The organism is Isoptericola halotolerans (assembly GCF_003003075.1).
GTDB lineage: Bacteria > Actinomycetota > Actinomycetes > Actinomycetales > Cellulomonadaceae > Isoptericola > Isoptericola halotolerans_A.
In genome coordinates this window covers 243,121-263,065 of sequence record NZ_PVTX01000003.1, presented here as the reverse complement: position 1 = coordinate 263,065, position 19,945 = coordinate 243,121, and the positions used below count along the sequence as shown (strand labels likewise).

The following is a 19,945-nucleotide window of genomic DNA, read 5'->3' as shown; positions in this document are numbered from 1 at the left end:
CTCGCGGCGAGCGCTACTACCTCGGCACGAGGTTCTGGAAGGAGAGCCGTGAGCCAGCCCATCATCAGCTTCCGCGACGCGGTCAAGGAGTTCCCGGGCCGCGGAGGACGCCGTCGCGCCCGCCGCTCGGCTCCCGCCGTCCGCGCCGTCGACGGCGTCACCCTCGACATCGCCGCCGGAGAGATCTTCGGCGTGATCGGCTACTCCGGCGCCGGCAAGTCCACGCTCGTGCGGCTCGTCAACGCGTTGGAGACGACGACGGCCGGTTCCGTCGTCGTGGACGGCACCGACCTGACGGGGTTGAGCGAGGCACGCCTGCGCCCGGTGCGCGCCGGGATCGGCATGATCTTCCAGCAGTTCAACCTGCTGCGGTCGCGCACGGTCGCCGGGAACGTGGCCTACCCGCTGGAGGTCGCCGGCTGGTCGCGGACCGACCGGGACGCCCGCGTCGCCGAGCTGCTCGCGTTCGTCGGCATCGCCGACAAGGCCGCGGCCTACCCCTCGGCGCTGTCCGGTGGGCAGAAGCAGCGCGTCGGGATCGCCCGGGCGCTCGCCACGAACCCGAAGATCCTGCTGGCGGACGAGGCGACGAGCGCGCTGGACCCGGAGACGACGGCGGACGTGCTCGCCCTGCTGCAGCGCGTCAACCGTGAGCTCGGCATCACCGTGGTGGTCATCACCCACGAGATGGAGGTGGTCCGCTCGATCTGCCACCGTGTCGCGGTCATGGAGCGCGGCCGCGTCGTGGAGCTCGGCGACGCCTACCGGGTGTTCAGCGCGCCGCAGCAGCCCGTGACCCGGCGGTTCGTGGCCTCCGCGCTGCGCGACCAGCCCTCGCCCGCGGTCCTCGACCGGCTGCGCGGCCGTCACCCGGGCCGCATCGTGACCGTCCGGGTCGACGAGGTCTCCGGCTCGTCCGCGCAGGTCATGGAGGTCCTGGCGGACCGCGGCGTGCACGGCACCATCGTCTACGGCGGCATCACCGAGGTGGCCGAGCGCCCCTACGGCTCGCTCACCCTCGAGCTCTCCGGGGACGACGCCGCGGTGCACGCCGCGCTCGCCGGCCTGCGCGCGGTGACCTCCGTCGTCGACCACGGCACCGCGGCCCTGCCCGTCACGGAAGGGAGCGACCGATGAGACCCGACCTGGTGCCCCTGCTGTGGGAGGCGTTCGGCGAGACCCTGTACATGGTCCTGATCACGCTGGCCGTCGGCGGGTTCTGCGGACTGGTGCTCGGGCTCGGCCTGTACCTCACCCGCCCCGGCAACCTGCTGGCGAACCGCCCGGTGTTCGCCGTGCTCAACGTGGCCGTCAACATCGTGCGGCCCGTGCCGTTCCTCATCTTCCTGGTGGCCATCGGTCCGCTGACGCGGGCGGTCGTGGGGACGACGATCGGCATCGAGGCGTTCACGTTCGCGATGTGCATCATGGCGGCGTTCGTCTTCGCCCGGCTCGTGGAGCAGAACCTGGTGTCCATCGACCCCGGCGTCATCGAGGCGGCCCGGGCGATGGGCGCCTCGCCGCTGCGGATCGTGCGCACCGTCGTCGTGCCCGAGGCCCTGTCGCCCCTGATCCTCGGCTACACGTTCCTGTTCGTGGGCGTGCTCGACATGTCCGCGATCGCGGGCTACCTGGGTGGCGGCGGCCTGGGCGACTTCGCCATCGTCAACGGCTATCGGCAGTACGACTGGGCCGTGACGGCGATCGTCGTGGTGATCATCATCGTGATCGTCCAGCTCGTGCAGTGGCTGGGGAACTCGCTCGCGAGGCGCGCACTGCGGCGCTGACGGGTGCCTGGTGCTTGATCCTGGGCGGGGGTGCTGGCACTGTCACCGCATGCCCTCGACAGGATCGTCCATGACCGACGGCCTGCGAGCCGTGGGACTCGTGCTGCTGATGGTGCTCGGACTGCTCGTGCTGCTGGTCGTCCTGGCGGTGCACGACGTGCTCACGCCCGACGACGGCGACCGCCGTGCCGCCGACGTGGGCCGTCAGACGGTGCAGGAGCTCGCCGCCGACCTCGAACCGGGATACGCCGAGCCTCTCGACGCGGAGAACCTGGCGCAGCGCGTCGTCGACGAGTCCGCGAGTGGTGTCACGGTGCTCGGCTGGGAGGGCAGCTCCGGGACTGACGAGGGGGCGGTCGTGGAGGTGGCGATCCGGGCGCAGGTCGAGGGCTCGCAGAGCGGGTGGTTCGACGCCGGGAGCACGGCCGGGCGATCACTGACCTGCTGGCGGTTCACGGTGCACGCAGGGGAGCACGACGGTGCAGCGACGTACGAGGAGATCGGCTGCCCGGACGACCTGGACCGGGCGCCCGCGCCCGACCCCACCCCGTTGCCGTCCCTGGGCCCGGACGCGGAGGCGACGGTCCTCGCCGCCCTGGACGAGCTGCCGCCGGACGCGACACCGGCCGACGCGGAGTCGTCCTTGCGCAGCGCCTTCCCCGAGTTCGTCGACGTGCGGGCCGAGCGCGAGGACGACGAGCTGGTCGCCGCTGTCGGCGTCATGCGCTCACGCGACTGCGTCGTCGGCGTCCGGCCCGACGGCGACCCCGCCTGGCGGTACTCGGCCTTCGACCGGATCCAGCTCGAGCCGGGCGAGCTCGGCTGCGCCCCCGGGCTGTACCTGCGCCCGATCACGACCCACTGATCGGCGCGGCGATCGGCACCTGAGCGTGCGGGGCGTGATCCTCGACCTGGTGGACGTCACCCCTGCGGCGGGCGGGCGCCGCCGTCGAGGAGACCGATGATGCGTGCGCTGAGGTCGCCGAGCGCGGCGGTGCCGAGCCCGCCGAGCTCCTCCAGGAGCGGGTCGCGGATCTCGCGGCGCTGAGAGCGGAGCACCCGGCCGACCACGCGGCGTCCGTCGGCGGTCAGGACGGCGTCGTAGGCCCGGCGTCCCCCCGTCGCCGGGCGGCGCACGACGAGCCCCTGGTGCTCCAGGGCGGTCACGGCATGGCTGATGCGGCTCGGGGAGAAGCGCAGCGTCTCGGCAAGGCTCTTGAGCCCCAGGGTGTGACTCTCGGCGGCGTGGAGGAGCACCAGGATCTTGAAGTGGCCGTGCGAGACCCCGCCGTCCCGCTGCGACTGCCGGTCCAGCGCGGTCTCGAGGAGGTGGGTGGCGAGGACGAGGTCCTGCCACACCGATGCCCTGCCGAGGTCGTCGTCAGGATCCACCCGCGCGTGCGCGTCGTGCTCGGCGTCCCGTGGTCGTGTCACGCGCCCATCCTCACACCATGGGGTTGCCGTGGGCGGTGGACTCCTGCGGGGTCAGCTCCTGCACGACGTCCCAGTGCTCGACGATCCGGCCCTCCTCCAGCCGGAAGACGTCGACGATCACCACCGGGCCGGGAGCCCATCCGGTCACGATGCTGTGGGTGAAGACGAGGTCGCCCTGGGCTGCGGTGCGCTGAGATTCCCAGGAGAACCCCTGGAGGCCCGGGACCGCGGCGCGGAGCGTGTCGAGGCCGTTCGGCATCTGTGGGCTGTGCTGCACGTACGGCTCGGCCCAGTAGCGGTCCAGGGCGGTCAGGTCCTTGTCGACGAAGAGCTCCCGCATCGCTCTGAGGACGATCTCGGTGTTGCGCGCAGCCTGGTCGTGCCCGGCCCCGGCGTCCGGGGTCGTGGTGTGCGCGGTGGTGGTGTGCGCGGTGGTGGTGCTCGTGCTCATGGTCATGCCTCCGTGATGGTTCCGGTGAAGGTGTACAGGGTGCTGTCGACGGTGACGTGGGAGTACAGCGTCGCGTTGGCGAAGTCCTCGACGTGAGTGACGGTGGCACCGCTCGCCTCGGTCCACGAGTTCAGGTAGAGGCCGTCGCGGATCTTGCGCAGGTCGAGCGTGACGGTCTCGGTGTGACCGTCGGGGGCGAGCCCGCCCCCCTCCTCGACGAAGAAGGTGCCCTGGGACGACGAGTCGAAGGTGAACCGCACCTTCAGGGGTCCCAGGTCGAAGCGGTAGCTGTTGCCGACCGGTTGTTCGGTCATGATGGGGATTCCTCTCGAGAGTGATCGATAATGAGTTGAACGCTCAAGCTGTGGCGCTATTCCCGGCCCTGGGTGGCGGTGATGCTCACCGCGTTCGCCCAGGGGTCCTCGACGCTGACCGTCCGGCCGTCGTCGCGGACCGGGACGCGGTGGTGCTGCATGCGGTCGACCAGCTCGGCGACGTCGTCGGCCGTGGGCACCTCGATGTCCACCCGGCCGAGCCCGAGGGTCTGCTGGCGCGGGCCCGCGCCGCGGCTCCTCCACACGTTCATCGCCATGTGGTGGTGGTAGCCGCCCGCGCTCACGAACACGGCCTGGTCGCCCAGTGTCATCGTGACGTCGAACCCCAGGCGCGTGGCGTAGAAGTCGCGGGCCGTCGCCACGTCACCGACCGACAGGTGGATGTGCCCCACCCGGGCGCTGCCGACCGGCTCGCCGGCGAGCCCGCGCTCGTCGAGGTGCTCGCGCAGGTACGCGCTCGGGTCCAGGCCGATCACGCCCATCTCGACCTGACCGTGCGTCCAGCTCCACTGCGTCCGGTCGCGGTCCCAGTAGAGCTCGACGCCGTTGCCCTCGGGGTCGTCGAAGTAGAACGCCTTGCTGACCAGGTGGTCGGCCGACCCGGTGAAGGAGCCGGGGAGCCGTCGCGCGACCGAGTGGACCGCAGCGGCGAGCGCCGCCTCCGTGTCGAAGAGGATCGCGGTGTGGAACAGTCCTGCCTGGTGGGGAGAGGCGTGCCGGAGCTCGGGCGTGTGCGCCAGGACGACGACGGCGCGGCCGGCCCGGCCGAGCGTCACCACGGGCCCGGCCTGCTCCAGCACGGTGAGGCCCACCCCGTCGCGGTAGTAGGCGGTCATGGCGTCCAGGTCGGCGACGTTGAGGGTGACGGCGCCCATGGCCGTGTCCGCCGCAAGCAGTGGTCGTGTGCTCATGCCCGCGACAACTCGCTTGAATCTTCAACTATTCCGGAGCTGGTTGAGGCCGGGCTGCGCCGAGCGGCGGGCGTAGTGTCGGCCTCGAGCGCGGCCGACCCGGTCCCGGACGACGAGACCGGCGGCTCGCCGGGCTTCCGCGGATCGAGGGGCAGGCATGGACATCACGGTGATCGGTCGGGGCAGTATCGGCGGCGGGCTCGGAGACCTGTGGGAGCAGGCAGGGCACCAGGTGACGCGGCTGGGTCGAGGGGGCGGGGACGTCGGGGACGCCGACGCGGTGCTCCTGGCCGTGCCGGGCGGCGTCGTGGCGGACGCGTTGTCGTCGGTCGCCGGCCTCGAGGGCAGGACGGTGCTCGATGCGACGAACCTCTACGGTGGCAGCCGGCCGCCGCAGGGGGCGTCCTCCAACGCCGAGTTCGTCCGGTCGGTGACGGGCGGGCCGACGGCCAAGGCGTTCAGCACCAACTTCGCCTCGCTGTTCGAGCGCGTCGCCGGCGCGCGCGCTCGGCCGAGCAACCTGTGGGCAGGCGACGACGCCGCCGCCGAGGTCGTCGAGCGGCTCAGTCTCGACGCCGGCTACGAGGCCGTCCGGCTGGGTGACCTCGGAATGGCCGCCACGCAGGAGGCCTTGGCCGGCCCCCTGTTCTCGATCATGCAGTCGGGCCTCGGCCCGTTCGTCTACCGGATGGCGTCACCCGAGGAGCTCTGAGCGGCTGGAGGGACCTGCCGGTGCCCGGGATGATCCACGGCCCCTCCTCGGTTGTTGACATGTGAATCACACGCGCCCCCGGCGCGACCTCACCGAGAAGGAGTGGCAGACCATGGACGTCTCGCAGATCGAGTTCGGCATCGACAGCTTCGGGGACCGGCCGCGGGACGACCGGGGCGAGATCGTCTCGCACGCCGAGGCGATCCGTGCGGCGGTGGCCGAGGCCGTGCTCGCCGACCAGGTGGGCATCGACGTGGTCGCACTCGGTGAGCACCACCGGCCGGAGTACGCGATCTCCAGCCCGGAGACCGTGCTGGCCGGTATCGCGACCGCCACCCAGCGCATCCGGCTCGCCTCCGGGGTCACGGTGCTGTCGTCGGACGACCCGGTGCGCGTGTTCCAGCGGTTCGCCACGGTGGACGCGCTGTCCCATGGTCGTGCTGAGGTGATCCTCGGGCGGGGATCCTTCACCGAGTCCTTCCCGCTGTTCGGGTATGACCTCAAGGACTACGACCTCTTGTTCGAGGAGAAGATCAACCTCTTCCGCCAGCTCCTGGACGAGCGGCCGGTCACCTGGGAGGGCACGACCCGCGCGCCGCTGCACGAGGCCGACGTGTTCCCGAAGACCGAGTCGGGTCGGCTCGAGACGTGGGTGGGCGTCGGCGGGACACCCCAGTCGGTGCTGCGCACCGCCACCTACGGTTTCCGGCTCATGCTCGCGATCATCGGTGGAGCCCCGGACCGCTTCGCGCCCTACGTGGACCTGTACCGGCGAGCCCACGAGCAGCTCGGCACGAGCCCGCAGCCGGTCGGGATGCACTCTCCGGGCTTCGTCGCCGAGACCGACGAGGAGGCCAAGGCGCTGTTCTACCCCGGCTACCGGGAGATCCGCGACCGGATCGGTGCGCTGCGCGGATGGGCGCCGCTGCGCAGGGCGGAGTTCGACGCCGAGGTGGACGGCGGGTCGCTGTACGTGGGTTCGGTCGAGACGGTCGCGGCCAAGATCGCCCACGCCATCCGGGTGCTGGGCGCGGGCCGGTTCGACATGATCTACTCCGCCGCCGGCACGGTCTCCGCCACCGCGCGGATGCGCTCGGTCGAGCTCTACGGCACCCAGGTCATCCCGCGGGTCCGCGAGCTGCTGGCCGAGACCCCGGCGGTCGTGGCGGGAGCCGCGCGATGAGCCCCGCCACCACCACGATCGCGATCCTCGGGGCGGGAAAGGTCGGTACCGTCCTGGCCCGGCTGGCCGTCGCCGCGGGCTTCCAGGTCCTGATATCGGGCTCCGGCGACCCCGAGAAGATCGCCCTGACCACCGAGGTCCTCACCCCGGGCGCCCGGCCGGCCTGGTCCGCCGAGGCGGCGGCGGCCGCGGACCTGGTCGTCCTCGCGCTGCCGCTCAGCAAGCACCGCCACCTCCCTGTCCGGGAGCTGGAGGGCAAGCTGGTGGTCGACGCGATGAACCACTGGTGGGAGATCGACGGTCCCCGCGAGGCGGTCGTCCCGCCCGGGCTCTCCTCCAGCGAGCTCGTCCAGCAGTTCCTGACGGGCGCGCGGGTGGTCAAGGCGTTCAACCACATGGGCTACCACGACCTGGAGGACGGGGCCCGACCCGCAGGACCGGGACGCAAGGCGATCGCCGTCGCCGGTGACGCACCGGCGGACGTCGCCGTGGTGTCGGAGCTGGTCGACGCCCTCGGGTTCGACGCCCTGGCCATCGGCGACCTCGCGGCGGGTGCCCGGCTCGAACCAGGTACCCCTGCCTTCGGGGCGAACGTCGACGCCGGGAACCTGCGCGCCCTCACCACCGGCCCGGTTCCCGGCGCGCCGGCCGACGAGCACCGGACGTGGGAGGCGGAGGTCTCCAGGCCCGGTTGACCGTGTTCCGGCCACACGGTGTCCACTGGGGGGCGACGGTCGGCGGTGATGCTCGAACGGTGCGGCACCCAGGCCGTGCCGGGCATGCCCCCCGGCGGAGGACGCCAAGGAGAGGTTGTCGTATGACTGACGCAGTGACGGACAGGACCGGCGCCCGGGTCGCCGTCGGGGTCGAACAGGCCGACCCGGTCAGCGCCTACACGATCACGGTCGACGACGGACCTGTCGTCGGCAGAGCGGAGTTCATCGACCATCCCAAGACGGAGGGTGAGCGCATCATCTTCCACACCGAGGTGGACCAGGACTTCTCCGGACGCGGTCTGGCCAAGATCCTGCTGGAGGAAGCACTCGCCGACAGCATCCGTCGCGGCATCACGATCGTGCCCGTGTGCCCGCTGTTCGGTCGCCACCTCGCCCGGCACGGCGACGAGTTCGTCGCCGCGGGCGGCGCGTTCCGCACCCCGACGCGCGCGGACCTGTCCGCGGTGACCCTCGCCGTCAGGCACCGGCCGTGAGCGGCTCCCTGCGCTGCGGGGCGCCGTGCCGCGGCACGGCGTGAGCTCGGACGTCGCGCGGGATCGCGCAGACGGGGAGGAGAGCACGTGCGGTCGATGATCCCCGACTACCTGGACGGGGCGCTGTCCGACGTCGCGGCGGACGACTCCGGGGAGACCGCTCGCTACATCCCCGAGCTCGCGGCTGCGGACCCCGACCGCCTCGGCGCCGTCTTCGCCACGGTCGACGGCCAGGTCTACGGCGCCGGCGACGTCGAGGTGGAGTTCACCATCCAGTCGATCTCCAAGCCGTTCGCGTACGCGCTGGCGCTGCTCGACCGTGGTTTCGAGCCCGTCCTCGCCAAGGTCGGGGTCGAACCGTCCGGCGAGGCGTTCAACGAGATCTCCCTCGAGGACAGGACCGGGCGCCCGCTCAACCCCATGATCAACGCCGGCGCCATGACCGCCCACGCGCTCACCGGCCCGGAGGGATCCGGTCCTGCCGCGCGGGTGGAACGCGTGATCGACGGTCTCTCGGCGTTCGCGGGCCGTCGGCTGCGGGTCGACGAGGCGACGTGCGCCTCCGAGATGGAGCATGCGCACCGCAACCTGGCGATCGCGCACATGCTGCGCAGCCACGAGATCCTCACGGAGGACCCCCGGGGCGTGGTGGAGGGCTACCTCCGCCAGTGCTCGGTGCTCGTCACCGCGCGGGACCTGGCCCTGATGGCTGCCACGCTGGCCAACCGCGGTGTCAACCCGCTCTCCGGTGAGCGTGTGGTCGGCGAACGGGTGGTGCGGCAGGTGCTGAGCGTCATGGCCACCTGCGGGATGTACGACGCCGCGGGGGACTGGGCGACGCAGGTCGGCATCCCCGCCAAGAGCGGGGTCGCCGGTGGGCTCATCGGCGCTCTCCCGGGTCAGCTCGGCATCGCGACCTTCTCCCCCCGGTTGGACGCCCACGGCAACAGCGTCCGTGGCGTGTCGTTGTTCGAGCGTTTCTCCTCCGACATGGGGCTGCACGTCATGGAGGTGCCGCCCGCCGCGCGTGCGGTCGTGCGGTCCAACCGCGTCCACGGCGACGCGGAGGGCGCGGTCCGGGTCCTCCGGCTGCAGGGCGGGATCCGGTTCGCCGGGGCCGAACGGGTCGTCCGGGAGGTCACGGACCGGCCGCCGGCCGAACCGCGGGTCGTCATCGACGTCTCCGCGGTGTACTCCATCGACGACGTGTCGCGCCGGATGTTGCTCGAGGTCGTCCGCCGCCTGACGTTGGAGGGACGCGAGGTCTACCTCGTCGACCCGGAGGGGATCGTCCCCGACCCGGACCCGGGCGAGGGCGGTCGGCTGACGGTCGTGGACGCCGTCGGCGAGATCCAGACGCACACCGATCACGCCGAGCTGGTCGCCGTCGTCGGGGGCGGAGAGGTGCACGCCGCCGAGCGGGCCTGGTGAGCGTGCCGCCAGGTCGGCCCCAGGCGTTGACCGTGTGCTGACCACACGGCGTCTACTGGGAGCAGCGGCCGCCTCCCCGCCGGCCCGGAACCGAAAGGACCAGGAGCATGGGCTACATCACCGTAGGGAACGAGAACAGCACGCCCGTCGAGCTGTACTACGAGGACCAGGGTGCCGGGCAGCCGGTGGTGCTGATCCACGGCTATCCCCTCAACGGGCACAGCTGGGAGCGTCAGACCCGGGAGCTGCTGGACCAGGGCTACCGGGTGATCACCTATGACCGGCGCGGCTTCGGCCAGTCCTCGAAGGTGCACCACGGCTACGACTACGACACCTTCGCCGCCGACCTGAACACCGTGCTCGAGACCCTCGACCTGCGTGACGTCGTGCTCGTGGGCTTCTCGATGGGTACCGGCGAGCTGGCCCGCTACGTGCGCAACCACGGGCACGAGCGCGTCGCGAAGCTCGCGTTCCTCGCCTCGCTCGAGCCGTTCCTCGTCCAGCGTGACGACAACCCCGAGGGTGTGCCGCAGTCCGTCTTCGACGGCATCGCCGAGGCCGCCCGGGGCGACCGCTACGCCTGGTACACCGAGTTCTTCAAGAACTTCTACAACCTCGACGAGACGCTCGGCTCGCTCATCAGCCCCGAGGCCGTCCAGGCCAGCTGGGGCGTCGCCGTCCGCAGTGCCCCGGTCGCCGCCTACGCCGTCGTCCCGGCCTGGATCGAGGACTTCCGGACCGACGTCGAGGCCGTGCGCGCCGCCGGCAAGCCGACGATGATCCTGCACGGCACGAAGGACAACATCCTGCCGATCGACGCCACCGCGCGTCGGTTCCGTCAGGCGCTGCCGGACGCCACCTACGTGGAGGTCGAGGGCGCCCCGCACGGCTTGCTCTGGACGCACGGCGACCAGGTCAACGACGCCCTGAAGTCCTTTCTGGGCGCCTGACGCCACCCGGTGGGGGGTGGCCCGCCGGCCGCCCTCCACCGCCGGTCCCGCCTGTCGCGGGCACGACGGCCCGAGCACGAGGTGAAGGACACCACATGACGGCTGACCATCCGGACGACGCGCGGCCCGCGCCGGAGACCGCGCCGCGGACCACCGACGGCGTGAGCGCCCCCGGCGAGCCGACCCTGGCGGAAGACCTCCTGCTGCTGCTGTTCCAACCCGGCTCGGGCAGCATCGCCGGCGAGGGGACCCTGTACTACGTCCTGGCCGGCGCGGTCCTCGCCGACCTGAGCCTCAGCGAGAAGCTGCAGACCTCGACGGGCCGGGTGGGGTCGCTGGTCGTCGGAGCCGTCGGCGACCGGCCGCCCGCGGACCCGCTCCTGCGGACGAGCTGGGAGTACGTCGCGAGCAAGCCCCGCGGGGTGCAGACCGTCCTGGCGGCCACGGGCCCGTCGCTGCGCCAGCCGCTGCTGGACAGGCTCGTCGACCGGGGCGACCTGCGCCGGCGCACCCGCAAGACGCTCGGCCTGTTCACGTCGTCGGTCCTCGAGGAGGGCGACAGCGGCCGCAGGGCGCGGGTGCTCGGGGAGGTGCGCGCGGTGCTCGTCGACCGGGTCGAACCGTCCCCGCGCACCGCCGCGCTCGCAGCCCTGCTCTACGGCAGCGGCACCATGCCCCAGCTCGACCGCGACATCCCGTGGACCTCGCCGGTGATCGCGCGCGCCGAGGAGCTCCAGGAGGGCAGCTGGGGAGCGGAGGCCTCCGCCCAGGCGGTCACCCGCACTGTCACCGCGGTCGTCGTCAACAGCGTCGTCGCCGCCACCGCCGCGCTGCCGCGCTGACCGCGCCCTCGGCCATCAGGTGCGGGACGCCTCAGTTGAGCGCGGGCGTGTCCTCCGGGATGACGCCGTCGCCGTAGAGGTCCGTGGCCAGGTCTCGCAGCGCACGCAGGGCGACGCGCTGCGTGAGCGGGCCGTAGGAGACGCGGGCGACGCCCAGCGACTCGTACTCGGCCGCGGTCAGCGCTCCGGGCAGGCCGATGACGCTGAGCCTGCGTTCGCCGAGGCCGGCGACGAGGCGCTGGGTCGACTCGCGGTCCAGGACGCCCGGCACGAAGACGAGGCTCGCGCCGGCGTCGAGGAACGCCCGACCACGTTCGACGGCGTCGTCCAGGCTTGCGGACAGCGGACGCTCGCCACCACGCACCAGCGCGTCGGTGCGTGCGTTGAGCTGGAACGGGACGCCCTCCTGCTCGGCGACGCGCACGATGGCCTCGACGTTCGCCACCGCCTCGGTCAGCGGCACGAGGCGGTCCTCGACGTTCGCGCCGACGACACCGACGCCGATCGCGCGACGGACCGACTCGCCCGGGTCACCGAACCCCGCGTCGAGGTCGGCGGTCACCGGCAGGTCGGTCGCCGCCACGATCCGCGCCACGGCGGACAGCGCGACGTCGAAGGGGATCTCCCCGTCCGCGAAACCGTGGCTCGCGGCGATGGAGTGCCCGGCGGTGGCGATCGCGCGCGTCCCGGGCAGGTCGGCGACCGTGCGGGTGCTGATCGCGTCCCAGACGTTCACGACGCGGAGGATCTCGGGGGCCTCGTGGAGCGCCTTCAGCGCTTCGGCCTTCTCGACGGTGTGCATGGTCGTGACGCTACAACGGCCTGCGCGCGACGGCGGCCACGGCGTCGAGGATGACGTCCGCGACGGAGTCCGGCCGCGAGACCTCCAGCGCGTGCGACCCGTCCCAGATCACCCGGCGCACGACGGCGCCGGCCCGGTCGGCCATGAACCGCAGCGCGGCCGTGGGGATGTTCCGGTCCGCGTCGCCGTAGACGAACCAGCTCGGACGTGTCCGCCAGGCGGGGACCGCGCTCACGACGACGTCCGTCAGCGCGCCCTCCGCCACCGGGCGCTGCGTGGCGCTCATCGCGGCGGCGAGCACCTCGGGCACGTCGGCCGCGAGCTGGTCGGCGAACGCCTCGCGCCGGACGACGAGCTCCCTCCCGCTCGCGGCGACCGGGTATCCCGAGACCACGTCGCGGAGCGTGCTCCCCGGAAACCGGCGCGCGAGCTCGTCGGCGCTCTCGCCGTGGTCGGGAGCGAAGGCCGAGACGTAGACCAGCGCGGCGACGGCGTCGCGCGATCCCGCCTCGGTGATCACCATCCCGCCGTAGCAGTGCCCGACGAGGACGACCTCTCCCGGAACCGCGTCCAGGACGTCCGACAGGTAGCGCGCGTCGTCGGCGAGGCCACGCAACGGGTTCGCCACGGCGACGACCGGCACGTCGTCCTCGTCCAGCCGGGCGATGACCTCGTTCCAGCTCGACGAGTCGGCAAACGCTCCGTGGACCAGCACGACGGTCGGTGTGGGCACGATGCTCCTTCGGTCCGCGGCGCACCGGGGGTGTGGTGCACCTCACACCCCAGCCAACGGTGTGTGCCGACCACAGGGTCAAGGCCGGGGCGTCGGTCGAGGGCCGGGCGCCGCCTCAGAGCAGCTCACGGAGCTGGCGACGGGAGGTGATGCCGAGCTTGCGGTAGATGTTGCGCAGGTGGGCCTCGATCGTGCGAGGGCTCAGGAAGAGCTCGGCGGCGACCTCTCGGGAGGTCGCTCCGGCCGCCACGAGCCGTGCGATATGACGTTCGTGGTCCGTCAGCGCCGTGGACGGCCCTGCGCCGTGTGCTCGCGGGTGCTCCCCGGTCGCCCGGAGCTCACGCGCAGCTCGCTCGGCGAACACCGCGGCTCCCATGGCGACGAAGGACTCGTGCGCGATGCGGAGCTCCTTGCGCGCAGCCTGGCGCTGGCCGCGGCGGCGCAGCCACTCGCCGTGCAGGAGGTGAGCGCGGGCGAGGTGCGCGGCCATGCGGGTGGCGCCGAGCTGGTCGATCGCCTCGCGGTAGTGGTCCTCGGCAGTGCCGGCGTCGGCAGCGCTGTCGTCGACGAGGAGCGCCCGAGCCAGGGCGGCGAGGCCACGTGCCATGGGCGTCCCGCACGCGGAGGACAGGACGGTGAGCTCGTGCAACGCAGGGAGGGCGTCGTCGCGTCGCGCCCCACGGACGGCCCCTTCGGCCAGCTCGTGGAGCGCGAGGCTGCGGACGAAGAGCTCGGGCGACCGGCTCGCGCGCACCGCGGCGTCGGCGGCTCCGGCGTAGTCACCGCTCGCGTTGCGGGACACGGCCAGGGCGTACTGCGCGACACCGCCGGCCGCGCCGGCGTCGTCGGCGACGGACGTCGCCGAGAGCCGGCTCGCGTCGTCCTCACGCCCGCGCCACGCGGCGAGGAGCAGGTCCGCGGAGGCGAGGGGGACGACGCCGGTGGCCCGGGCGACGGCCCTGCTCTCGGCGGCGAGGTCCGCGGCCTTCGCGAAGTCGCCCCTGAGGACCAGCACGCACGCGAGATGGATGAGCGCCGGGGGAAGGGCCGTCAGGGAGCCGGCGCCACGGACCCGTTCGACGTTGCGGCGCAGGAGGCGATGGGTCGTCTGGTCGTCGAGCACCGCGCCGGCGGTGCGGGCCGCGAGCACGAGCCACCGGCCGGTGCGTTCGTGCAGCGGGCCCTCGCCGGCCGGGTCGTACGGCTCGAACGCCGACAACGCGTGGCCGATCTCGGTGACGGCGTCCGCGAGACCGTTCGTGTAGGCGCTGACCAGCGCGTCGAGGAGGAGGTCGGCCGGCTCGGGCGGGCTGAGCGGGGCCGGGGCGTGCCTCGCGGCCGCGGCGACGTCCTCGGCGCTGACGTGGCCGGGCGCGCCACCGACGACGACTGCGCTGTTCAGGGCGAGCAGGTAGGCCTCCCGCGACCGGGCGGGGTCGAGAGGTGCGAGCGTCTCGGCCGCCTCCAGGAGACGAGCGGGTGCCCCGTCCCCGGACGTCGTGTCGAAGTCGATCATCGCCCGGTACAGGGAGACCCGCGCGCGATCGAGGTCGTCCAGCGAGCCTTCCTCCGCGACGGCCAGCAGGCGCAGCGCCTGGTCCGGCGCGCCTGCCTCGTGCATGGCCTGCGCGGCGAGGATCGCCCGCCCTGCCCGCACGCCGGGGTCGGGGGTGAGCTCCGTGGCCCTCTCCAGCAGCGCCGCCGCGTCCGCGAAACCGCCCCGGGCGATCGCTCGTTCGGCCGCGGCGACCGACTCGGCCGCGACCGTCTCGTCGGTCCCGAGGATCGCGTTCGCGCGGTGCCAGGCACGACGATCGGGGTCGGTCCGGGTGTCGACGGCGTGCGCGAGCGCGTCGTGCGCCTGGCGGCGGTCGGCCGGGTGGGCCCCGCCGTAGACGGCTGACCGAGCGAGGGGGTGCGGAAAGCTCACCCTGGACCCGATCTCGAGCAGGCCGGCATCCTCCGCCGCAGCGGCGGCGTCGGGCCGGATGCCGAGGTGCGCGGCGGCCGCCCAGAGCAGCACCGGGTCGCCCGTCGGCTCCGCCGTGGCGACGAGCAGCAGTCGTCGGGAGTCCTGCGGTAGCGCTGCAGCACGCTGGCGATAGGCCTCCTCGACGCGGCGAGGCGCCGTCAGGGGCACGGGCACCGCCAGCTCGCTCGCCAGCTGACTCGCTCTGGCGGTCCGGGGCAGCTCGAGCAGCGCGAGCGGGTTGCCCCGAGCCTCGGCGACCACCCGGTCTCTCAGGACGTCGCCGATCGGCGTGCGGACGGTCGATGCCAGCAGGGCTCGGGCGTCGGAGTCCCCGAGGGGGTGGATCGTGTGGGAACGGAGACCTGCGAAGTGCGATCCCCGCTCGTCGGTGAGCTCTCGGGTGGCGATGATCAGGGCCAGTCTCTCGGCGGCGAGCCGCCGTGCGACGAACGCGATGACCTGCGCCGAGGCGACGTCGAGCAGCGACCCGTCGTCCACGAGACAGAGCAGCGGCCCGTGCTCGGCGCTCTCGGCGAGCAGCGAGAGCGTGGCGAGCCCGACGAGGAAGAGGTCCGGGGTCGGGCCGGACCCTCTGCCCAGCGCGACGTCCAGGGCGGTCCGCTGGGGGGTGGGCAGCACGTGCGCATGCTCCATCAGCGGCGCGCACAGCTGGTGGAGCCCTGCGAACGCCAGCTGCTGCTCGGACTCGTGCCCGACGACGCGCACCACGGTGAACCCGGCCGGTGCGGCCACGTCGGCGGCATGGTCGAGCAGGGCCGTCTTACCGATGCCCGCCTCTCCCAGGACGACGAGCGCTCGGCTCCGCCCGGAGAGAGCCTCGCCCAGGACCTGCTCGACGGCCTGGAGCTCCGACGTTCTTCCGACGAGGTGCATCGGTTGTTCTCCTCGGTCATACGGCATCGGGCGGGCTGCCCGGGGGACGGCCACGTCGTCCCCACCGACGCCGAGCACAGGGCTCAGTCAGACGTTACCAACGGACGGGTGCGCCGCTGCGAGGCGTGGGCTTGACCCTGTGCAGGGAACACGGTCTTGAGTCGTGCCATGAGTGAGCTCGCCGAACCGTCCAGGCGCCCGTTCCTGGACAAAGCCGTGCCCGAGGCATGGCGCGCCGTGGTGGCCTTCTCGGCGGTTGTCCGTGCGGCAGCCGAGGAGCGCGGGCTCCTTGCGCAGGAGTCCGAGCTCATCAAGGTGCGTGCGTCGCAGCTCAACGGCTGCTCGTTCTGCCTGGACCTCCACTCACGGGAAGCGAGGGAGGCCGGCGTCCCGCAGCAGCAGCTCGACCTCCTGCCGGCCTGGCGAGAGACGGGCGTGCTCGGCGACCGCGAACGGGCCGTGCTCGCCGTGGCCGAGGCCGCGACGGTCCTCCCGCTCGACGACGGGGCCGCTGCCGAGCTGTCCGGCGCCCGGGCCGTCCTCGGCGACGCGACGTTCGCGGCCGCCGAGTGGGTGGCCGTCGCGATCAACGCGTTCAACACGATCTCCGTCCTCAGCGGGCACCCGGTGCGGCCGCGTGACCACGAGGGAGCGCTCGTCCGATGACCAACCTCGACAGCCGCCCCGAGCTGGAGCTCCTCGGTCCCGGCGGATCGCACGCCGCCGTCCAGGTCCTCGAGGCCCGCCCCGTCGCCCTCGGCGGACCGCGCGCCATGAACGTGTACCGCACGCTGCCCCAGCGGAAGCGGTCGTTGGTGGGGGCGTGGTGCTTCCTGGACCACTTCGGTCCTGACGACGTCGCGGACACCGGCGGCATGCTGGTGCCACGACACCCGCACACCGGGCTGGCCACGGTGTCCTGGCTGTTCACGGGGAGCGTGAACCATCTGGACTCCGGCGGGAACGCGGCGTCGATCGTCCCGGGCTCGCTCAACCTGATGATCGCGGGGCGCGGCATCACCCACCAGGAGATCAGCGACCCGGGGACCAGCGTGCTGCACGGCGTGCAGCTCTGGTACGCCCTGCCCGAGGAGACCCGTCACGGCGAGAACGCGTTCGTGCGCTACACCCCGGAGCCCGTCGCGCTGCCCGGGGCGACGGCACGGGTGTTCCTCGGTGAGCTCCTGGGCTCGGTGTCGCCGGTCGAGACGCGCACACCTGACCTGCTCGGCGCCGAGCTGGTGCTCGATCCCGGCGCCTCCGTGCGGCTGGACGTCCGCGCCGACCTCGAGCACGCGGTGCTCGCCGAGAGCGACGACGTCGTGGTGGACTCGACCGCCGTCGAGCACCGGTCCCTGGCGTACGTCCCACCGGGGTCGGAGTCGTTGACCATCGCCGCGGGAGCCGCGGGTGGGCGGGTCGTCCTCCTGGGCGGTGTGCCGCTGGACGAGCAGATCGTGATGTGGTGGAACTTCGTCGGGCGTGATCACGACGAGATCGTCGAGTTCCGCCGCCGCTACCAGGCGGAGCTCGGGTTCGAGCCCGCCGACCCTCGGGACGCGGGAGCGCCGGCACTGTTCGGGCCCTTCCCACCGGACCAGCCGCCAGCGCTGCCCGCTCCACCCCTGCCGACCGTCAGGCTGCGCGCCCGGGAGTGAGCCGGCACGGCTCGTCCGCGCGGGTGACCGACGCCCTGGCCCGCCGCCGCGGCACGATCTGCCCCGCGGCCATCGCCAGCAGCGCCAGGGCGAACCCGAGGACCTGCAGCGGGTCCAGCGACTGCCCGAGCACCACGGCCCCCAGGGCGGCCGCCGTCAGGGGCGACAGCAGGCCGAGGAACGCCACCGCGGTCACGGACAGCCGGCGGATGCCGGCGAACCAGAGGGTGTAGGCCACGAGCCCGCCGACGATCCCGAGCCACAGGTAGCCGCCCAGCGCCGGGGCGTCGACCTGCGCGGGGACACCGTCGAGCAGCGCGAGCGGGAGCAGGGCGAGCCCGCCCGCGGTGAGCAGCCACCCCGCGAACGCCATCGGGCCGACGCCCGGCGGGCGACCCCACTTCTTGGTGAGCGTGACGCCGAGCGCCATGACGGCGGCACCGCCCAGGCCGGCAAGGACCCCGACCACGTCGAGGCCGGCGTCGGGGCCGAGGACGACGAACCCGACGCCGACGACGCCGACCCCGCCCCAGGTGAGTCGCCACCGCGACCACCGTTCGCCGAGCACGACGACGGAGAGGACCGCGACGACGAACGGGGTGGCCGCCCCCATGGTGGCCGCCACGCCCCCGGGCAGCCGCTGCGCGGCCACGAAGAGCAGCGGGAAGAACGCGCCGATGTTGAGCACCCCGAGGACCGCGGCCCGCCACCACCACGCACCGCGGGGCAGCACCCGCGTCAGCGCCAGGGCGAGCAGCCCGGCGGGCAGCGCGCGCGCCGCGGCGGCGAACAGCGGGTGGCCCGCGGGGAGCAGCTCGGTGGTGACGAGGTAGGTGGTGCCCCACACGACCGGCGTGAGAGCGGTGAGCGCCGTGGTGCCGAGGCGCGCCGCGGCGGGCGGTGCTGACGCCGGGAAGGGAGCGGCCGTGCCCGACGGCGAGGTGGTGGTGGTCATGGACCCACCGTGCTCCCGGCACCAGCCATGAGTCCAACACATGCTTGTCACTGCTTCGATCGTGAGTGACGATAGATGGATGGAGCTGCAGCAGATGCGGTACGTCGTCGCGGTCGCGGAGACGGGGAGCTTCACCCGGGCCGCCGAGCGGTGCTTCGTCGTGCAGTCGGCGCTCAGCCACCAGGTGGCGGCGCTCGAGCGGGAGCTGGGGGTCCGGCTGTTCGCCCGCACGAGCCGGCGGGTCGAGATCACGGCCGCAGGGGAGACGTTCCTGGCCTCGGCGCGGCTCGCGCTGGGCGCCGCGGAGCGCGCCGCGGTGGACGCGGCCGCCGCCGCCGGTCAGGTGCGCGGGACCCTCCGGCTCGGCGTCATCCCGACGGTGACGGCCCTCGACGTGCCGGCCACGCTCCGTGCGTTCCGGTCCGCCCACCCCCAGGTCGCGGTGTCGCTGCGCGTCGCGGCCAGCGACGCGCTCGTGACGGCGGTGCGCGCGGGGGAGCTCGACGTCGCGGTGCTCGGCCTGCCGGCCGACGTGCCGCCGTCGGGCGTCCGGCACCGGGAGCTGGCGCGGGAGCGGCTGGTGGCCGTGGTCGGTGCCGGACACGCGCTGGCCGGGAGGGTGCGCGTCGATCTCGCGGCGCTCGCGGACGAGACGTTCGCCGACTTCCCGGCCGGGTCGCCGGGCAGGGCGCAGAGCGACCGCGCCTTCACCGCGGCCGGGCTGCGGCGCGAGGTCGCCTTCGAGGCGCCGACGACGGACCTGCTGCTGGGGCTCGTCCGGGAAGGTCTCGCGGTGGTCATGCTGCCCGAACGGGTGGTCGCCGGCGCCGAGGGCGTGGTCGTGCTGCGGGTGTCGCGCGGCCCGTCGCGGGTGCAGCACCTCGCGTGGAGCGACCTGAACCCGAGCCCGGCCGCCCTGGCGTTCGTGGACCTGGTGGGTGACGCGAGCGGACCGGCCGCGGTCAGCCCTGCTGCGCCGCCATGATCGCCGCGCCCATCGGCTCCGTGCCGTCGTGCACGCCGTCGATCGAGACGAGCGCCTCGGCGACGTACCGGGCCACGTACCGGGCGCCCGCGGTGGTGAAGTGGGTGTTGTCGTTCGCCAGGGCGTCGTCGACGGCCAGCCCCGCCTGCGCGGCGGCGCCGTGCGGGAACAGCGCGGCCGACGCCGCCTCGCCGAGCCAGGCGTACAGCCACCGGGTGAAGACGGTCAGGTCGATGACCGGGACGTCGAGCTCCTTGCCGAGGGAGCGCACGGTGGCGGGATAGGACCCGTGCGACCAGCGCAGCGACCCGTCGTCGGCGAACCAGCGGCGCTCGACGCTGGTGGCCAGGACGGGGCGGGCATCGGCGTCGCGCACCTCGGTGACGAACTCGGTGAGCCGACGGCGGTACCCGCCCTCGGCGGCCAGCTCGGCCGGGTCCTTCTGGTCGTTGTGACCGAACTGGATGATCACGGTGTCGCCCGGCCGCAACGCCTCGGTCACGCGGTCCCAGTGGCCCTCGTCGCGGAACGACCTGGTGGTGGCGCCGCCGATCGCCAGGTTCCGGACGTCGTCGTCCAGCAGCGCGGCGAGCTCGTCGCCCCAGCCCAGCAGCGGGACCTCCGGGTGGCCCGAGGTGGCGCCGTGGTCGGTGGGGGCGACGGTCGAGTCGCCCGCGAGGTGGATCGTCATCGGTCCTCC

General features: G+C 73.2%; 22 protein-coding genes. 13 read left to right on the top strand and 9 right to left on the bottom strand.

The genetic code is table 11. The annotated features are described in order from the left end of the window. The first annotated feature begins 48 nt into the window (after positions 1 to 48). The 3 genes from BCL65_RS06695 to BCL65_RS06685 are packed head-to-tail and all read left to right on the top strand — an operon-like array spanning position 49 to position 2,652. On the top strand, positions 49 to 1,137 hold the full coding sequence (locus BCL65_RS06695) for a methionine ABC transporter ATP-binding protein (protein ID WP_106266364.1): 1,089 nt from the start codon (positions 49 to 51) through the stop codon (positions 1,135 to 1,137). Beyond that, the gene (locus BCL65_RS06690) at positions 1,134 to 1,787 is read left to right on the top strand and encodes a methionine ABC transporter permease (protein ID WP_106266362.1); all 654 of its coding nucleotides are present in this window, start codon (positions 1,134 to 1,136) and stop codon (positions 1,785 to 1,787) included. Before BCL65_RS06695 ends, BCL65_RS06690 begins: the two co-directional genes overlap by 4 nt. Positions 1,788 to 1,836: 49 nt before the next feature. After that, on the top strand, positions 1,837 to 2,652 hold the full coding sequence (locus tag BCL65_RS06685; protein WP_125206501.1) for a hypothetical protein: 816 nt from the start codon (positions 1,837 to 1,839) through the stop codon (positions 2,650 to 2,652). Positions 2,653 to 2,708: 56 nt separating this feature from the next. Here the strand turns inward: BCL65_RS06685 and BCL65_RS06680 are convergent, their stop codons facing one another. The 4 genes from BCL65_RS06680 to BCL65_RS06665 are packed head-to-tail and all read right to left on the bottom strand — an operon-like array spanning position 2,709 to position 4,918. Then, the gene (locus BCL65_RS06680; RefSeq protein WP_106266359.1) at positions 2,709 to 3,221 is read right to left on the bottom strand and encodes a MarR family winged helix-turn-helix transcriptional regulator; all 513 of its coding nucleotides are present in this window, start codon (positions 3,219 to 3,221) and stop codon (positions 2,709 to 2,711) included. Between the two features lie 10 nt (positions 3,222 to 3,231). Next, the gene (locus tag BCL65_RS06675) at positions 3,232 to 3,672 is read right to left on the bottom strand and encodes a nuclear transport factor 2 family protein (RefSeq protein WP_106266357.1); all 441 of its coding nucleotides are present in this window, start codon (positions 3,670 to 3,672) and stop codon (positions 3,232 to 3,234) included. Between the two features lie 2 nt (positions 3,673 to 3,674). Beyond that, positions 3,675 to 3,986, bottom strand: coding sequence for a MoaF-related domain-containing protein (locus BCL65_RS06670; RefSeq protein WP_106266355.1), 312 nt, complete (start codon positions 3,984 to 3,986; stop codon positions 3,675 to 3,677). A 56-nt stretch (positions 3,987 to 4,042) separates the two neighbouring features. Beyond that, positions 4,043 to 4,918: a VOC family protein gene (locus tag BCL65_RS06665; protein WP_106266353.1), complete on the bottom strand. Its 876-nt coding sequence runs from the start codon at positions 4,916 to 4,918 to the stop codon at positions 4,043 to 4,045. Between the two features lie 157 nt (positions 4,919 to 5,075). Here BCL65_RS06665 and BCL65_RS06660 point away from each other — a divergent pair, with 157 nt between their 5' ends. The 7 genes from BCL65_RS06660 to BCL65_RS06630 all read left to right on the top strand — a co-directional run bounded on the left by BCL65_RS06660 (position 5,076) and on the right by BCL65_RS06630 (position 11,246). After that, entirely contained in the window at positions 5,076 to 5,630 is a 555-nt protein-coding gene (locus tag BCL65_RS06660) for a dinucleotide-binding protein (protein WP_106266351.1), read from the top strand. A 112-nt stretch (positions 5,631 to 5,742) separates the two neighbouring features. Then, the gene (locus tag BCL65_RS06655) at positions 5,743 to 6,813 is read left to right on the top strand and encodes an LLM class flavin-dependent oxidoreductase (protein ID WP_106266349.1); all 1,071 of its coding nucleotides are present in this window, start codon (positions 5,743 to 5,745) and stop codon (positions 6,811 to 6,813) included. Next, positions 6,810 to 7,508 (top strand): NADPH-dependent F420 reductase, encoded by a 699-nt coding sequence (locus BCL65_RS06650; protein WP_106266347.1) that lies wholly within the window; start codon positions 6,810 to 6,812, stop codon positions 7,506 to 7,508. The genes BCL65_RS06655 and BCL65_RS06650 overlap by 4 nt, the downstream gene beginning before the upstream one ends. Positions 7,509 to 7,630: 122 nt before the next feature. After that, entirely contained in the window at positions 7,631 to 8,023 is a 393-nt protein-coding gene (locus BCL65_RS06645; RefSeq protein ID WP_106266345.1) for a GNAT family N-acetyltransferase, read from the top strand. An 87-nt stretch (positions 8,024 to 8,110) separates the two neighbouring features. Continuing rightward, a complete protein-coding gene (locus tag BCL65_RS06640) occupies positions 8,111 to 9,454 on the top strand; it encodes a glutaminase (RefSeq protein WP_106266343.1) in 1,344 nt (447 codons plus the stop codon). A 107-nt stretch (positions 9,455 to 9,561) separates the two neighbouring features. After that, positions 9,562 to 10,404, top strand: a complete 843-nt coding sequence (locus BCL65_RS06635; protein ID WP_106266342.1) for an alpha/beta fold hydrolase — start codon at positions 9,562 to 9,564, stop codon at positions 10,402 to 10,404. Between the two features lie 95 nt (positions 10,405 to 10,499). Next, complete coding sequence (locus BCL65_RS06630) at positions 10,500 to 11,246, top strand: GOLPH3/VPS74 family protein (RefSeq protein ID WP_165799957.1); 747 nt, start codon at positions 10,500 to 10,502, stop codon at positions 11,244 to 11,246. Between the two features lie 31 nt (positions 11,247 to 11,277). Here BCL65_RS06630 and BCL65_RS06625 read toward each other — a convergent pair whose 3' ends face one another. The 3 genes from BCL65_RS06625 to BCL65_RS06615 form a co-directional block, all read right to left on the bottom strand. Further along, complete coding sequence (locus tag BCL65_RS06625) at positions 11,278 to 12,048, bottom strand: isocitrate lyase/PEP mutase family protein (protein WP_106266340.1); 771 nt, start codon at positions 12,046 to 12,048, stop codon at positions 11,278 to 11,280. Between the two features lie 10 nt (positions 12,049 to 12,058). Then, entirely contained in the window at positions 12,059 to 12,781 is a 723-nt protein-coding gene (locus BCL65_RS06620) for an alpha/beta fold hydrolase (RefSeq protein WP_106266338.1), read from the bottom strand. A 115-nt stretch (positions 12,782 to 12,896) separates the two neighbouring features. After that, positions 12,897 to 15,647: an ATP-binding protein gene (locus BCL65_RS06615; RefSeq protein ID WP_207767682.1), complete on the bottom strand. Its 2,751-nt coding sequence runs from the start codon at positions 15,645 to 15,647 to the stop codon at positions 12,897 to 12,899. A 168-nt stretch (positions 15,648 to 15,815) separates the two neighbouring features. On the opposite strand from BCL65_RS06615, the gene BCL65_RS06610 reads away from it, so the two are divergent. Continuing rightward, positions 15,816 to 16,313 carry a carboxymuconolactone decarboxylase family protein gene (locus BCL65_RS06610; RefSeq protein WP_106266336.1) on the top strand — a complete coding sequence of 166 codons (498 nt, stop codon included), beginning with the start codon at positions 15,816 to 15,818 and terminating at the stop codon, positions 16,311 to 16,313. Continuing rightward, positions 16,310 to 17,305: a pirin family protein gene (locus BCL65_RS06605; RefSeq protein WP_106266334.1), complete on the top strand. Its 996-nt coding sequence runs from the start codon at positions 16,310 to 16,312 to the stop codon at positions 17,303 to 17,305. The genes BCL65_RS06610 and BCL65_RS06605 overlap by 4 nt, the downstream gene beginning before the upstream one ends. On the opposite strand, the gene BCL65_RS06600 is transcribed toward BCL65_RS06605, so the two are convergent. Then, the gene (locus tag BCL65_RS06600) at positions 17,283 to 18,260 is read right to left on the bottom strand and encodes an EamA family transporter (protein WP_207767681.1); all 978 of its coding nucleotides are present in this window, start codon (positions 18,258 to 18,260) and stop codon (positions 17,283 to 17,285) included. The genes BCL65_RS06605 and BCL65_RS06600 overlap by 23 nt on opposite strands. A 79-nt stretch (positions 18,261 to 18,339) precedes the next feature. Between BCL65_RS06600 and BCL65_RS06595 the strand changes: the two genes are divergently transcribed. Beyond that, the gene (locus BCL65_RS06595) at positions 18,340 to 19,245 is read left to right on the top strand and encodes a LysR family transcriptional regulator (protein WP_106266330.1); all 906 of its coding nucleotides are present in this window, start codon (positions 18,340 to 18,342) and stop codon (positions 19,243 to 19,245) included. On the opposite strand, the gene BCL65_RS06590 is transcribed toward BCL65_RS06595, so the two are convergent. Next, the gene (locus tag BCL65_RS06590) at positions 19,223 to 19,936 is read right to left on the bottom strand and encodes a rhamnogalacturonan acetylesterase (RefSeq protein ID WP_106266328.1); all 714 of its coding nucleotides are present in this window, start codon (positions 19,934 to 19,936) and stop codon (positions 19,223 to 19,225) included. The two genes, BCL65_RS06595 and BCL65_RS06590, sit on opposite strands and share 23 nt — an antisense overlap. Positions 19,937 to 19,945: the final 9 nt, after the last annotated feature.

Coding starts and splice junctions, on each gene's coding strand:
- BCL65_RS06595 (WP_106266330.1), top strand. CDS start 18,340: ATGGAGCTGCAGCAGATGCGGTACGTCGTCGCGGTCGCGGAGACGGGG.
- BCL65_RS06675 (WP_106266357.1), bottom strand. CDS start 3,672: ATGAGCACGAGCACCACCACCGCGCACACCACCACCGCGCACACCACG.
- BCL65_RS06690 (WP_106266362.1), top strand. CDS start 1,134: ATGAGACCCGACCTGGTGCCCCTGCTGTGGGAGGCGTTCGGCGAGACC.
- BCL65_RS06615 (WP_207767682.1), bottom strand. CDS start 15,647: ATGCACCTCGTCGGAAGAACGTCGGAGCTCCAGGCCGTCGAGCAGGTC.
- BCL65_RS06670 (WP_106266355.1), bottom strand. CDS start 3,986: ATGACCGAACAACCGGTCGGCAACAGCTACCGCTTCGACCTGGGACCC.
- BCL65_RS06635 (WP_106266342.1), top strand. CDS start 9,562: ATGGGCTACATCACCGTAGGGAACGAGAACAGCACGCCCGTCGAGCTG.
- BCL65_RS06665 (WP_106266353.1), bottom strand. CDS start 4,918: ATGAGCACACGACCACTGCTTGCGGCGGACACGGCCATGGGCGCCGTC.
- BCL65_RS06685 (WP_125206501.1), top strand. CDS start 1,837: ATGCCCTCGACAGGATCGTCCATGACCGACGGCCTGCGAGCCGTGGGA.
- BCL65_RS06660 (WP_106266351.1), top strand. CDS start 5,076: ATGGACATCACGGTGATCGGTCGGGGCAGTATCGGCGGCGGGCTCGGA.
- BCL65_RS06655 (WP_106266349.1), top strand. CDS start 5,743: ATGGACGTCTCGCAGATCGAGTTCGGCATCGACAGCTTCGGGGACCGG.
- BCL65_RS06605 (WP_106266334.1), top strand. CDS start 16,310: ATGACCAACCTCGACAGCCGCCCCGAGCTGGAGCTCCTCGGTCCCGGC.
- BCL65_RS06650 (WP_106266347.1), top strand. CDS start 6,810: ATGAGCCCCGCCACCACCACGATCGCGATCCTCGGGGCGGGAAAGGTC.
- BCL65_RS06600 (WP_207767681.1), bottom strand. CDS start 18,260: ATGACCACCACCACCTCGCCGTCGGGCACGGCCGCTCCCTTCCCGGCG.
- BCL65_RS06645 (WP_106266345.1), top strand. CDS start 7,631: ATGACTGACGCAGTGACGGACAGGACCGGCGCCCGGGTCGCCGTCGGG.
- BCL65_RS06610 (WP_106266336.1), top strand. CDS start 15,816: ATGAGTGAGCTCGCCGAACCGTCCAGGCGCCCGTTCCTGGACAAAGCC.
- BCL65_RS06630 (WP_165799957.1), top strand. CDS start 10,500: ATGACGGCTGACCATCCGGACGACGCGCGGCCCGCGCCGGAGACCGCG.
- BCL65_RS06625 (WP_106266340.1), bottom strand. CDS start 12,048: ATGCACACCGTCGAGAAGGCCGAAGCGCTGAAGGCGCTCCACGAGGCC.
- BCL65_RS06590 (WP_106266328.1), bottom strand. CDS start 19,936: ATGACGATCCACCTCGCGGGCGACTCGACCGTCGCCCCCACCGACCAC.